This is a genomic window from Brevundimonas aurantiaca, assembly GCF_904830995.1.
Classification (GTDB): Bacteria; Pseudomonadota; Alphaproteobacteria; order Caulobacterales; family Caulobacteraceae; genus Brevundimonas; species Brevundimonas aurantiaca.
Genome location: NZ_CAJGVD010000001.1, coordinates 1905763 through 1919867, shown reverse-complemented (window position 1 = coordinate 1919867; position 14105 = coordinate 1905763). Strand labels below are relative to the sequence as shown.

Below are 14105 nucleotides of genomic sequence, written 5' to 3'. Positions count from 1 at the left end.
TCAGGCCGGTGTTGGCAACGTCTTGAGGTTGTTCGCCGATCCGGATGCTCTCCCAGAATGGTCTTTCTTCGACGAGGAATGTCGTTACCAGTCAGGACGCCGTGGTTGCGGCAAATTCCCTCTCGCAGCGCCGATCATTCATGAGCCCGCGATGGTTCGAATCAATAAGGTCGGTACCTCCGGCTTTGGTGCCAGTGAGGCACTGTCGCACTTCAGGTCTGTCACGGCCGCCCGGATGTCGAGAAGTTCGGAGCTGGCCGTCAAACTCCCCGCTCGACCCATGAGATGGAACATCAGGCCGAGCTAGTTTAGACCATTTGACCACGTTCCCCGCGCGCGCGTGTCGGAATAGTGTCGAGGGCAAGGGCGACCTGCCCATGCTGTTCGCCCCTGCTCCCGGATTTCTATGCCCAACATCAGAACCCTGTTGTCCCATCTGCGATCGTCGGCGACCTCGGAGCGGGAGAAGGGGACCTATTTCGAGCGGGTCGCGCTCTCGTTCATGAAGAACGATCCGGGCATGACCCAGGAGTATGACGACGCCTGGACCTTCCAGGAGTGGGCGTCCCTCAACGGCGTGTCCGCCGTGGACACCGGCGTGGATCTGGTGGCCCGGATACGGGACGGGGGCGGATATTGCGCGGTGCAATGCAAGTTCTACCGCGAGGATCACGTCATCCAGAAGGGGGACATCGACAGCTTCTTCACCGCGTCCGGAAAGTCGGCCTTCAGCCGTCGCCTCATCATCGACACGACCGTCGCGCCCTGGGGGAAGAACGCGCGGGACGCGCTGGACGGCCAGCAGATCGAGACGACCCGGATCGGATTGGACCGGTTTGAAGACAGCCCCATAGACTGGGCCGGCTATGTGCGGGACGGATCGGTGGGCCTCGCGCCCCGCAAGGCGCCCCGACCGCATCAGCTGGATGCGATGCGGTGTACTCGGGAGGGGTTCGAGACCCACGATCGCGGCAAGCTCATCATGGCGTGCGGCACCGGCAAGACCTTCACCGGTCTGAAAATCGCCGAGGATCTCGCCGGCGTCGGCAAGCACGTCCTCTTCCTGGTGCCGTCCCTGTCCCTGATGTCCCAATCGGTTCGGGAGTGGACGATCGATACTGCCCTTCCGCTACGCTCCTTCGCCGTCTGCTCGGACGCGCAGGTGGGTCGACGTCGCAAGGACAATGACGACATCGCCGAGATCGACATCCACGATCTGGACTATCCGGCCACGACGGACGCGGCGAAGCTGGCGCGCCGGGTGAACGCGGCGGCGCCCGACAGGATGACGGTCGTCTTCGCCACCTATCAGTCGATCCAGGTCGTCGCTGACGCCCAGTCGAAGCATGGCCTGCCGGAGTTTGACCTGATCATCTGCGATGAAGCCCATCGCACCACCGGAGCGACCTTCCCCGGGGAGGATCAGTCCAACTTTGTGAAGGTGCACGACCAGGGCTTCCTCGCGGGCCGGCGCCGTCTCTACATGACGGCGACGCCGCGTGTGTTCGGCGAGACGGTCAAGGCGAAGGCGGGAGAAGCGTCTGTCGAACTGTCCTCGATGGACAATGAGGCGCTCTACGGCCCCACCTTCTTCACACGCGGCTTCGGCTGGGCGGTCGAGAACGAGCTGCTCACCGACTACAAGGTCATTGTGCTCGCCGTCGATGAGGGCATGGTCGGCGCCAGCATCCAGGCGCGTCTGGCGGATGCGCAGAATGAACTGAAGCTGGATGACGCGACCAAGATCGTCGGCTGTTACAAGGCGCTGACGAAGGCGGGCCTGCGCGAAGACGTCGCGTCCGATCCCGCCCCGATGCACAAGGCCCTAGCCTTCTGCCGGGATATCGCCAGCTCCAAGCTCATCTGCGAACAGTTCTCGGACGTGGTTAAGGACTACCTCACCTCGGACGAGGGCATTACCGTGGAGGAGGGCAGGGAGCCTCTTGCGTGCGAACTGCGCCACGTCGACGGGACCTTCGGCGCCAAGGCGCGGACGGAGCGCCTCGACTGGCTCAAGGCCAAAACGCCCGATGATGTCTGCCGCATCCTGAGCAACGCTCGCTGTCTGTCTGAGGGCGTCGACGTTCCGGCGCTGGACGCGATCCTCTTCCTGCATCCGCGCAAATCACAGATCGACGTGGTCCAGAGCGTCGGTCGGGTCATGCGGCGCGTGCCGGGCAAGTCGATGGGATATGTCATCCTGCCGATCGGCGTGCCGGCCGGGATGACGCCGGAAGAGGCCCTGGCCGACAACGAACGCTATCGCGTGGTCTGGCAGATCCTCAACGCCCTGCGTTCGCACGATGAGCGGTTCGACGCCACGATCAATAAGATGGATCTGGGCGTGGACGTGTCCGACCAGATCGAGGTCATCGCCGTCAGCAACAAGCTGCCCAGCCGCTCCCCGGCCGGCAAGGCGTCCGGCATCGGAGAAGGCAGCGCGGCGAGCGAGGACGACGTGGTGCGCGACGTGGCTCTGCGGGGCAGCGACGAGCAACTGGCCTTTGTGTTTGACGAGTTCGCCCGCGCCATCATGGCCAAGATCGTCAAGAAGGTAGGGCGGCGGGACTATTGGGAGACCTGGGCCAGCGACATCGCTGAGATCGCCAAGACCCACGTCACTCGTATCGACGCCGTCGTCCGCAAAGACGGCTCGGCGGAACAGGCCGCCTTCCAGCGTTTCCTGGCGGAGATCCGGGACGATCTGAACGACAGCATCACCGAGGCGGAAGCCGTCGAGATGCTTGCGCAGCACATCATCACCCGGCCGGTGTTTGAGGCCCTGTTCCAGGACCACAGCTTCGCGGCCAACAACCCCGTGTCGCGGGCGATGCAGTCCGTGCTGGATGTGTTGCAGGCCCAGAACCTGGAAAAGGAGGCGGAGTCCCTTCAGCGCTTCTATGACAGCGTCCGTCGCCGGGCGGCGGGCATCGACAGCGCGGAAGCCAAGCAGCGGATCGTCATCGAGCTCTACGACAAATTCTTCCGGACCGCGTTCCCGCGGATGACCGAGAAACTCGGGATTGTCTACACCCCGGTCGAGATCGTGGACTTCATCATCCGCTCCGTGGACGACACGCTGCGGTCAGAGTTCGAGCTGACCCTCGGAAGCCCCGGGGTTCACATTGTAGATCCGTTCACCGGCACGGGCACCTTCATCACCCGGTTGCTCCAGTCGGGTCTGATCAAGCCGGAGGAGTTGTCCCGGAAGTATCGCGAAGAGCTCCACGCCAACGAAATCGTCCTGCTCGCCTACTATATCGCCGCCATCAACATCGAAGCGGTCTACTCGACTCTGTCCGGCAGCTGGGAGCCGTTCGGCGGCATCTGCCTGACGGACACCTTCCAACTCTATGAGCAAGATCGTGACCTTCTCAACGACCTGATGGTCGACAACAGCAGTCGCCGGACGCGGCAGAAGGCGCTCGACGTGCGGGTGGTCCTCGGCAATCCGCCCTATTCGGCCCAGCAGGGCAGCGAGAACGAGAACAACAAGAACCTCGACTACCCGTCGCTGGACCGCAAGATACGCGAAACCTACGCCAAGGCCTCGGCGTCGAAGCTCGCCAAGGCGAACTACGATTCCTACGTCCGCGCCATTCGATGGGCCTCGGATCGGGTGCAGGATCGTGGCGTGATCGCCTTCGTTACCAACGGGTCCTTCATCGATGCCAAGAACCTGGACGGCTTGCGCAAGACGCTGGTCGAGGAGTTCAGCTCGATCTCCATCTTCGACCTTCGCGGCGATCAACGCACCGCCGGAGAAGCGTCCCGTCGGGAGGGCGGAAAGGTGTTCGGCTCGGGATCGAGAACCCCGGTCGCGATCACGGTTCTGATCAAGAATCCGGACCGGCCGGGCGACGGGACCATCAACTACTTCGACATCGGCGACTACCTGACACGTGAGGAGAAGCTGGCGGCGATTGCGAAAGCCGGATCGTCCTCCGGCATCGCCTGGAGCAGGGTCACGCCCAACGCCGAGGGTGACTGGATCAACCAGAGGGACCCTGCCTTCCAGGCTTTCCTTCCGCTTGCCGAGCGTGACGGCCGTGACGGCGGCTCGGTGTTTCAGTCCAACTCCTTCGGGGTCATCACCAGTCGGGACCCCTGGGTCTATGCAAGCTCGCCCACCCAGGTCGAACAAAGGGCGCGCAAACTCATCGCCGCCTATAACGAGGAGACAGCTCGATACCAGGACGCCTGCGAGGGCCTGTCCAAGGATGAGCGGCCGGCTCTGGAGGCGGTGGTGTCCAGCGATCCGCACCGGATCAGCTGGTCGCGCGCGCTGAAAAAGGACGCGGAGCGCGGCAAACGCATTGCGTTTGATGCCGCCAATATCGTGCCTTCAGCGCACCGGCCGTTTGTCCGCCAGTTTCTCTACTTTGATCGTCGGGTGAACGAGATGGTGAACCTGACCAAGCGCATGTTCCCGAGCGCGAGCAGTGAAAACCTCGTCATCACCTGCACCGGCGTCACGGACCGCAAGGGCTTCTCCTGTCTGGTGACCGATCAGGTTCCCAACATGCACCTGACCGACACCAACATGTGCTACCCGCGTTTCGTCTATGAGACGCCGGACCAGAAGACCAAGGATCTTTTCGCGGACACGGGCGGCGCGCTGGCCCGACGGGACGGCGTGACGGATTGGGCGCTGAGGCGTGCCCGCGATCACTACCAAGATCCCTCCATCAGCAAGGACGACCTATTCTGGTATGTCTACGGCGTTCTGCATTCGCCCGAGTATCGGAGACGGTTCGACGCCGATCTGCAGAAAGTCCATCCCCGACTACCGTTCGCCGCCGACTTCCGGGCGTTCAGCGATGCCGGTCGGACATTGGGGCAACTTCACCTGAACTTCGACACCCTGAACCCTTATCCGGTATCGATCGCCCAGGGGGATCTGCGGTTGGCGAGAATTGACGACCCGGAAGCCTTCTTCCGGGTGGAGCAAATGCGTTTCGCCGGCAAACGGGGCGGGATCGACCGGTCCGTCATTCACTACAATGGCCAGATCACCGTCACGGGTGTGCCTTTGGAAGCCTATGACTACGTCGTAAACGGCAAGTCCGCGATCGAATGGGTCATGGAGCGGCAGGGTGTGGCGAGCGACAAGCCGAGCGGCATCGTCAATGACGCCAACCGCTATGCAGTGGAGGTCGTGGAAGACCCCGCCTATCCCCTGAAGCTGCTTCAAAGCGTGATTACGGCTAGCGTGGAAACGGTACGGATCGTCAAGGCGCTGCCCTCATTGGATATCGCCTGCACCGCCTCACTAGATGCTGCCTGACGTGCTCGCACGCCGAGGGCCTCCGACACGGAAGGAAGGTTCCGAGTGCGCAGTCGGCGGTTCAGCAGCCGCTGGCTGACTCGCTTCCGGGAGTCTTGATGCAGAACTGGAAACCTGTCGATCAGCGGTGCGATTTCCGGTTAGACTCGCATCAATGAAAACGACGCTTGATCATCTTCCAGACCTTCAGCAGCAAGAGCTTGCGCAAGTCCGCACGACCTTACTGACAGAGTTCGAGGCTGCTCTTCGCAAGGGCGCGGGGGGCACGTCGGACTGGCGCAAGGGCGGGAAGGTCCTAAAGATCATCCTGTTCGGAAGCTACGCTCGCACCGACTGGGTGGACGAGCCGGACAACGGCTACCTCTCGGACTTCGATCTGTTGGTCATCGTCAGCCACCCGAAGCTGACCGACATCGCCGACTACTGGTGGGAGGCGGAGAACAAGATCCTCCACGACCCCTCCGTCGGCCGCATCGTCAACATAATCGTTCACGACCTCGCGGAGGTGAACCAGGCCCTTGGGCGCGGCGAATACTTCTGGACCGACATCGTCCGGGACGGCGTCATGCTTTACGAGCTACCCGGCCATCCGCTCGCTGTGCCCAAGCCAATGACGCCGCGCGACGCCGTCGAGATGGCTGAACGTTATCTAGGTCAGTGGTCGGATAGCATCACGAGGGCGCTTGAGACCGCTGCCGATCAGATAAAAAAGGGGGGAGTAATCGGTTGGCGTCGAGACGCGGCCTTCTCCCTCCATCAGGCTGCGGAGCGCGCTTACATCTGCTTCTTGCTCGTTCACACCTTCTATTTCCCGCGCTCTCACAACATCAAGTTCCTCCGCTCCCTTGCGGAGGATGTCGACAAGCGCTTGATCGAGGCTTGGCCCCGCGAGCAGCGCATCGATAAGCGCCGGTTCGAAACCCTCAAGCGCGCCTACGTGGAGGCGCGGTACTCAGACCAGTACGACGTGACTGTCGAGGACCTCGATGCTCTCGCGGAGAGCGCCCGTCGCTTGCGCGATGTCGTGGCCGAGACCTGCCAGGAACGGATCCTGTCTCTAAAGGCCGCAGATGGCGGCTGAGCCCGCGCACCGACCTGAGGCCAGAAGCCTAGACCGCGGCCAATTAGGGATCAGATCTGACAATCCAGGGGTCCGCGTCCCATCCAGAAGACCGGAGACCCATCGCTGGCTTCGGAGGTTCCATGGTTGTCGCCCTCATCTGCACCGCCATACTCGGGTGCCTGCTTTTCGGCCTTGGGCTGGCGATCTCGATCCGGCGGTCTTTCACGAAAGATTTCTACATCGGCGTCGTCGGGCCGACGTCCTTCACAACCAAGCTGTCACGCGCCCACGGCAACACTGCGGAGTTCGCGCCGTTCCTTGCTCTGCTCTTCCTCGCCCTGCCGATACTCGGCCATGCACCCGCCTGGGCGGCGGTCGCCATGGTTGGAGCGACTTTTAGCCGAGTACTGGTGGTCGCCGGCTTCCTGACCAGCGCAACCCTCGAACGCATGAGCGTGGCGAAGGCCGCAGGGGCGATCGGCACTTACTGCTTTGGCTTGGCTCTGACGGCGGCTCTGTTCATTCACTGACGATGCCGATCGAACTGGCCCGCTTGCAAACCCCGTCGCCATGATTCAAGCTTTTAGTGCGTCGCCTTCGGGCGGCGCCGAGGCGTGAGAACCTCGCTTGAGACGATCATTCTACATCTTCGCTCCGCGGCAGCGGTGTGGCTGGCGCGTATGTCCAGGCCCCTCGGACAACGACTTGGGGGCTAAAGGCGTCGGCGCATGCCTCAAGCATGGTCTCAACACCCGGTGCTTCGGCCGGGCTCGCCTCATCATCTGGAGGCGAGCCCGTGTCGGATCGAATTGGAGGTGTGGGAGACAAGGAGGCCGATCACGGCCTTCACGATCTCTATCGCGCCTATTCCGGTTGGCTGACGGCCCGGTTGAGGCGGCGCTTCGGCGACGAAACCGAGGACCTCGTCCAGGAGGCCTGGATCCGGGCCGCGCCATACAGTCGCAAGGGCCTGATCGAACACCCCAAGGCGCTTCTCCTGAAGATCGTCGACAACCTGGTCATCGACCGGGCAAGGCGGCGAGGGCCTGCGCCCCTGGCCTCCAGCGACAAGCTGGATCCGAATCCGCTGGTGGATCCCGCGTCGCAGATCGACATGGTCCTTCTCAAGCAGATCATTCTGACGATGCCGCCCCGCCTGCGCGACGTGTTCGTCTTGAGCCGTTTCGCGCATCTGGAGTATCAAGAGATAGGCGAGCGGCTGAACATCCCCGTGACGACCGTGCAATGGCGGATGATCAAGGCGCTCGAGTACTGCGCAGCCCAGTTGCGGCTGTAGCCGATGGGGAACGCCATGAGCGACCCGCAAAGCGCGACGGGCGTTGCGGACCGTGAAGCGGCCGAGTGGCATGTCCGGCTCGGGGAACGCCCCGTGTCCGCAGACACGCTCCATGCCTTCAAGACCTGGCGCGAGACTGCTGGCAACGCAGAGGCCTATCACAGGGTCGAGCGACTTTGGCGAAGCACGGGATCCCTCTCATCGGATGGCGATATCCAGAACCTGACACAAGCCACGCTGCGGACCTCGCGGTCGGGGACGAAACGCGCCTGGCCGCGACGCTTCTTCCCGGCCGTTGCGGTCCTCGTCCCCGTGGCTGCCGTGGCTGCCGTGGCTCTGGCGCTGGTCCTCTGGTTGCCCTCGCGAGGCCTTTACGAGACAGAGATCGGTGGTCAGCGGGTCGTCGCGCTCGACGACGGAACACAGGTCAGGCTGGATACGGACACACGGATACGGGTCCGCTTCGCCTCGGGCGAACGTCGTATCGTGCTGGAACAGGGTCAGGCGCTGTTCACCGTGGCGCATGACGCCGCGCGGCCTTTCCGCGTGGAAGCCGGTGGGACGGAGGTCACGGCCCTCGGCACCGTCTTCGATGTCCGGCGGGAATCCACGGGCGCGCGTGTGACCCTTGTCGAGGGATCGGTCGCGGTGACCGATGTTCAGGCCGAGACCCGCAACTGGCGGCTGGCGGCGGGACAGCAGGTACATACCGCAGGCCGTGATCCTGCGCCGGTCGCCGTCGACGCGATACTCGAGACGAGCTGGACCCAGGGTCATCTCGTTTTCAAGGGCACGCCTCTTCGCGAAGCCGTCGCCGAGGTCAATCGCTACCTGCCGGACAAGATCGTTCTGGCCGCCGGCCCCGAATCAGAGGTCGCGGTCAACGGAACCTTCGCCACGGGCGACCGTGACGCCTTCGTGGCGGCCGTCTCGGATCTCTTCGATCTGAGCGCCCAGCCGCAGGCCGACGGCGGCGTTCGCCTCACCGCGCGATCCGTCGGCGGATAAAAATTTCGGCTCCCCACTCAGATCAGGTGACGCCCCATCGTCTCCTGTTCGACGCGCCCTTGCGTCGGAGGGGACTGACCACATGACTATCTGCACCCGAAGCCTGCTCGCCGGCGTCGCGCTCGTGCCTATCGCCGCCGTGGCCTTCGCCACTGACGCACAGGCCCAGACGGCCCGCGAGTTCAACATTTCCGGCGGTTCGTTGGACGTGGCGCTGATCGCCTATGCCAGGCAGGCGGATGTGCAGATGCTCTACACCGCCGACCTCGTCGCGGGCCTTCGCACGCCTGGCCTGAGCGGCCGCCATGAGCCGGACGCGGCGCTCGATCGCCTGCTCGCGGGGAGCGGTGTCGTCTGGTCTCGCAGTCGGCCTGGGGTGATCGTCCTGCGTCGTGCCGGCAGCCAGCAGGCAGCGATGGCGGACGCGACGCAGATCGACGACATCATCGTCACGGGGTCTCTTCTGCGCGGTCCGGGAGAGTCGCCGTCGCCCGTGACCGTGATCTCACGCGGGGACCTGGATGCGCGCGGCGCCGGCAGCATCGCAGACGTCCTGACCACCTTGCCGCAAAGCTACGCCGGGTCGGCGACCCCTGGGACGTTGCTGACCCTCAACGACACCCAAGGCAGCAACAGTTCGCTGTCGACGGGGGTCAATCTGCGGGGGCTGGGCGAGGACTCGACGCTCGTCCTCGTCAACGGGCGCCGGATCGCCGGAACGGGATCGCGTGGTGAGTTCGCCGACCTGTCCGCCATTCCAGGCGCGGCACTCGAACGGGTCGATGTGCTGCTCGACGGCGCGTCCGCGCTGTACGGTTCGGACGCGGTGGGCGGCGTCGTCAATGTCATTCTGCGGCGGTCGTTCGACGGCCAGGAAAGCCGGGTGCGCGTGGCGACGGCGCAGGGTGGCGCGGAAGACTTCACCGCCTCGCACCTCATCGGCGCGAGCTGGTCATCGGGCTCGGCCCTGATCAGCTATGAATACCAGGACGCCGGCGCGCTGAACTCCGGTGATCGCGCCTACACCGCGACCGGAGATCTTCGCCCGTGGGGCGGCCTCAACTACCGCAGCATCTATGGCGCTCCGGGGAACATCGCGCGGTTCGATGCGGGCCTCGGAGCCTATGTCTCGGCCTTTGCCATCCGACCCGGCGCGGACGGCGTCGCGCGGACATCGGCCGACTTTGCGGCGGGTCAGGCCAATCTTTCCAATCGCCGCAACGGCGTGGATCTCCTGCCCAACCAGGAGCGCCAGACCGCCTATGCGCGATTTCGCCAGGAACTCGGCTCCCGGGTCGAGCTCTCCGGAGACCTTCGCTGGAGCGACCGCTCCTACGAATACGCCAGTCTGTCGGGCGGCGGTCTCTATACGGTGACGGCGGCCAACCCGCACTTCGTCTCTCCGAACGGATCGACCTCTCATCTCATCGCCTACGATTTCGGACGAGAACTTGGGCCGACCCTGCGCTCCGGCCGCTCGCGCAGCCTCGCCACGACGCTGGGCGCCGACGTGGGTCTCGGCGGCTCATGGTCGCTCGACGTCTACGGCTCCTGGGCCGAGGAGATGAACTATGGGGCCCAGGAAAACCAGATCAACACGACCTTCCTGAACGAGGCCCTCGGCTCTGTCGCCGACAACCCCGCGACTCCGTTCAGCGCGTCTCGGGACGGCTATCTGAACCTGTTCGGATCAGGGTCCGCCAACAACGCCGCCGTTCTGGATTTCATCAGCCAAGGCTTTGACCGCGACTGGGCCCGCAACCGGGTCGAGACGGTCAATGCGGTGGTCGACGGGGTCCTGATGGAGCTGCCGGGAGGATCGCTGAAACTCGCGGCGGGGGCCAACTATCGCCGCGAGACACTGCGCAATAGAAGCGCGGCCTTCCGATCCGGGGTGACGCCCAGCGAGAGCGCGCTCACCTTCCGAACGCGAGAAATCCAGGCGGCCTTCTTCGAGGTGCGCGCGCCGCTCGTGGGCGGCGACTTCACGCTTCCGGGCATCCGCCGACTCGAGCTGAGCGTGGCTGCGCGGACGGAGGACTACAGCGATTTCGGATCGACGACGAACCCTAAGGTCGGCCTGATCTGGGAGCCTTTCGACGGTCTGACGACACGAGCCAGCTGGGGCACCTCCTTCCGGGCGCCGGCGCTCACGGAGCTGTACGAGCGGGTGCAGATCGGCGCCGCCAACCTGGCCTCGCCGACGGGCAGTCAGCTGACGCTGATCCATCTCGGCGGGAACACAGAGCTCCAGCCCGAGGAGGCCGAAAGCCTGACGGTCGGCTTCGAGGTCCGCCGCCCGAATGGCTTGCGGTTCGGGGCCAACTATTTCGACATCCTGTTCGATGACCGGATCGGCCGACCGGCGTCCAGCAACCTCACCACGGTGCTGAGCAATCCCTCGCTGACGCCGTTCCTCACCTTCGTGAATCCCGGGTCCAGCCCTGCCGATCTGGCCCTCGTCCAGAGCTATCTGTCGAGCCCCTTCTATCTCCAGCCAGGCCAGTACCCGGCGGCGAACTTCAGGGTCATCCTCGACGGTCGTTGGGCGAACACAGGGGAGCTGCGGACGCGCGGCGTCGATTTCAACGCCGGATACGGTTTCGACCTGGGCCGGCATCGCATCGAGCTGGACGCCGGCGGGAGCTACGTTCTGGAGTACAGCCGAAAGCTCACCCCTGTGGCGCCGCGCGAGCAGCTGGTCGATCTCGTCGGCTATCCTGCGGACCTCCGCCTGCAGGCGGCCGCGCGGTGGTCGTTCGACGACTGGGGCGGGCGGATCGGCGTGAACTATGTCGACGATTACCGCACTCTGACGAACGCGAAGGTCGCGTCCTGGACCACGGTCGACGCCCAACTCCGCTGGTCGCCATCGGGTCGCTTCGGCCTCGACGGCGTTGATGTCGCCCTCAGCGCGCAGAATCTCTTCGACGAGGATCCGCCGTTCTACAACAACCCGCAGGGCTTCGGCTTCGACCCGGCCAATGCGACAATCCTCGGCCGTGTCGTCTCACTGCAGCTGACGAAGCGCTGGTGAGCCTCGGCCATGATCGCAAGGCAGCGGCTTTTGCCGCGGATGCTGGCGCTTGCGCTGGCGTCCGTGGCGACCCCGGTGGTCGCCGATCCATTTACGGTCGATCACCTGATGCAAAACGAGAGCTTCGGCGCGGTCCGGGTCTCTCCTGACGAGCGGCGCATCCTGTTCGAGAGGCAGGGGCCTCACGCCGCCGCCGACAGGTTCGATCTCGGCTACTTCGGACGGTGGACGACGAGTGAGGTCTGGGTCGCCGATCGCAGCGATCCCGCCAATCCAAGACCTCTCCTTGGCGAAGCGGATCGACGCGGCGTCGTCATGGGAGAGTTCTCTCCTAATGGACGTCGTCTCGTCGTGCATCGCCTTCAGAACGACCGCTGGGAGACCGGCGTCGTCGAGCTCGCGTCCGGATTCGTCAGGTGGCTGGGCCTCGGCGCGGAGCCGCCGATCAAGGGAGAGACGACGCTCTGGCGAACAGACGACGAGCTGCTCCTCACCGCGAGGATCGACGGTGATCTCCCCTATGAGATCGGGGCGCTCGCGACCGGGGCGCGGAATAGTCGGGACTGGCGGGCGGCGACGGGGCAGGGCGGTGTTTCATCGACCGTCTGGGGTGCGGGCGCCTTGGCCGAACCCGTCGCTTCCGCCGCCAGGTTGAGGATCTGGAGGATCGACCTGGCGTCCGGCGAGCGCAGGCTCGTCCATGAGGGGCAAACCCTGGACATGGCGCTTGCGCGCAGCGGGCGTTGGCTCGCCGTTGTGGATCGCGGCGCCCCGGAGCCCGTCGATCCGGACGCGCCGCTGCGGCCCTCCGATCAGGCCGAGACCCGCCGTCTGACGGTGCTGGATCTGGAGACGGGCGGGACCTGGCGTCCTTGCGGGGACTGCAACATCGCGAGCGGCCTGCTCGGCTGGTCCGTGAACGACCGGCTTCTGGTTTGGGACAGGGCGCGATCCATGCGGGCCTCCGCCGGTCGCCTCCTCGCGATTGCGCCGGGACGGGGCGAGGTCGCGCCGCTCGATCTGGGCGGCGTCGAGCCCGATGTCGGCCAGACCCGGGACTCCAGCTTCCTGACCGTTCGCGCGGCCTGGCTCGGGGACGACGCGGTCATCCTGGGGCGCGGCGCCGGTGATTCTCGTCTGGACTGGCGCCGCGCAGGGGAGCATCCGGTCAACCTCACCCGAGACCTGCCCTCGGCCCCAGGCGGCCTCGAAGCCGTGTCGGCGGACCGCTTCCTGACCTTCTCCGATGGGGCGCTCTGGTCCATCGACCAGAACGGAGAGGCCACCCGCGTCCCCGCGACGGAACGCCTATCCAGCATGACGACCCTGACTCATTGGGCCTCGCCCCGCCGACGGCTCAACACACCGCCCTCGCGGGACTGGACGTTCGGCCGAACCTCGGACGGCGACGTCCTGCGGATGAGCCCCGCCGGACCGATGCAGGAGATCTCGCGCGAGGCCTCTCCCGCTCTGAATGCGGCCGGAGAGACTGTCTTGATCGATGTCGTCGTCGAGAACGGAGTGGAGACCTTGCGGCTCCTCCAGCACGGGACTGAACCCACGCCGATCGCTCAGGTGAACGAGGCCTATGCAAAGATCGAGTTCGCCAGGCCGCTGCCTGTGAGAACGCCGGGGGCTCCGGAAGGGTATGGGGAGAGCTGGCTCTACAGCCCGCCCGGCGGTCTCTTGCCCGGGACGCCTCTGATCATCGTCGCCTATCCCGGGGCGAATGTGCGTCCGGGAGGCAATCCCGCCGAGTTCTACACGATGACCAATGTGCAACTCCTCGCCGGACTGGGCTATGCGGTTCTGACGCCCGCCTTGCCGCCCACGAGTGGTGATGGTCCCGCGGCCCATCTGACCGAGCGGATCGTCGCGACCCTGGACGCCGCCTTGGGCCAGTATCCTGAACTCGACGGCAGTCGGGTCGGCTACATCGGCCACAGTTTCGGGGGGTACGCGGGTCTTGTGCTGGCCACCGAGACGCAGCGAATTCGCAGCTATGTCATCATGTCCACGACGGCCAATCTGGCGGCGGGGTGGGGCGGCTTCGGCAGCTACCTGCGGCAGAACCCTGAGTTCGGTTTAATGATGTTGCGCCGAAACGCCGGCTGGAGTGAGGCCGGCCAGGGCGGAATCGGCGCCCCGCCCTGGAGGGCCCCTGAAGCCTACATCGACAACAGTCCGCTCTTTCACGCGGATCGGATCATTTCGCCGGTTCTTCTGATCCACGGCGAGTTCGATTTTGTCGGGATCAACGAGGCCGAGGCGGTCTTCACGGCGCTCTGGCGGCAGAACAAGGACGCCCAGATCGTCACCTACTGGGGCGAGCAGCACCTGTTCTACAGCCCGGGTACGGTGCGGGATCTCTGGGCGCGCATCGACGCCTGGTTCGGGCGGACGATCGGTGTGC

The 14105-nt window shown here is 64.9% G+C and carries 6 protein-coding genes and 1 pseudogene; all 7 read left to right on the top strand.

Translation table 11 applies throughout. From position 1 onward, the window contains the following. Window positions 1–502 precede the first annotated feature (502 nt). Window positions 503–5287 carry a DEAD/DEAH box helicase gene (locus JMT67_RS09510; RefSeq protein WP_201463325.1) on the top strand — a complete coding sequence of 1595 codons (4785 nt, stop codon included), beginning with the start codon at window positions 503–505 and terminating at the stop codon, window positions 5285–5287. A gap of 154 nt (window positions 5288–5441) precedes the next feature. After that, window positions 5442–6368 (top strand): HEPN domain-containing protein, encoded by a 927-nt coding sequence (locus tag JMT67_RS09505; protein WP_201463324.1) that lies wholly within the window; start codon window positions 5442–5444, stop codon window positions 6366–6368. A 122-nt stretch (window positions 6369–6490) separates the two neighbouring features. Continuing rightward, window positions 6491–6880 carry an MAPEG family protein gene (locus tag JMT67_RS09500; protein ID WP_201463323.1) on the top strand — a complete coding sequence of 130 codons (390 nt, stop codon included), beginning with the start codon at window positions 6491–6493 and terminating at the stop codon, window positions 6878–6880. A gap of 209 nt (window positions 6881–7089) precedes the next feature. Next, entirely contained in the window at window positions 7090–7647 is a 558-nt protein-coding gene (locus tag JMT67_RS09495) for an RNA polymerase sigma factor (RefSeq protein ID WP_201463322.1), read from the top strand. 15 nt (window positions 7648–7662) lie between these two features. After that, complete coding sequence (locus tag JMT67_RS09490) at window positions 7663–8655, top strand: FecR family protein (protein ID WP_201463321.1); 993 nt, start codon at window positions 7663–7665, stop codon at window positions 8653–8655. A gap of 82 nt (window positions 8656–8737) precedes the next feature. After that, a complete protein-coding gene (locus tag JMT67_RS09485; protein WP_201463320.1) occupies window positions 8738–11692 on the top strand; it encodes a TonB-dependent receptor in 2955 nt (984 codons plus the stop codon). Between the two features lie 9 nt (window positions 11693–11701). Continuing rightward, window positions 11702–14089: pseudogene (locus tag JMT67_RS16480) on the top strand (alpha/beta hydrolase family protein); the annotation flags it as partial. Window positions 14090–14105 lie beyond the last annotated feature (16 nt).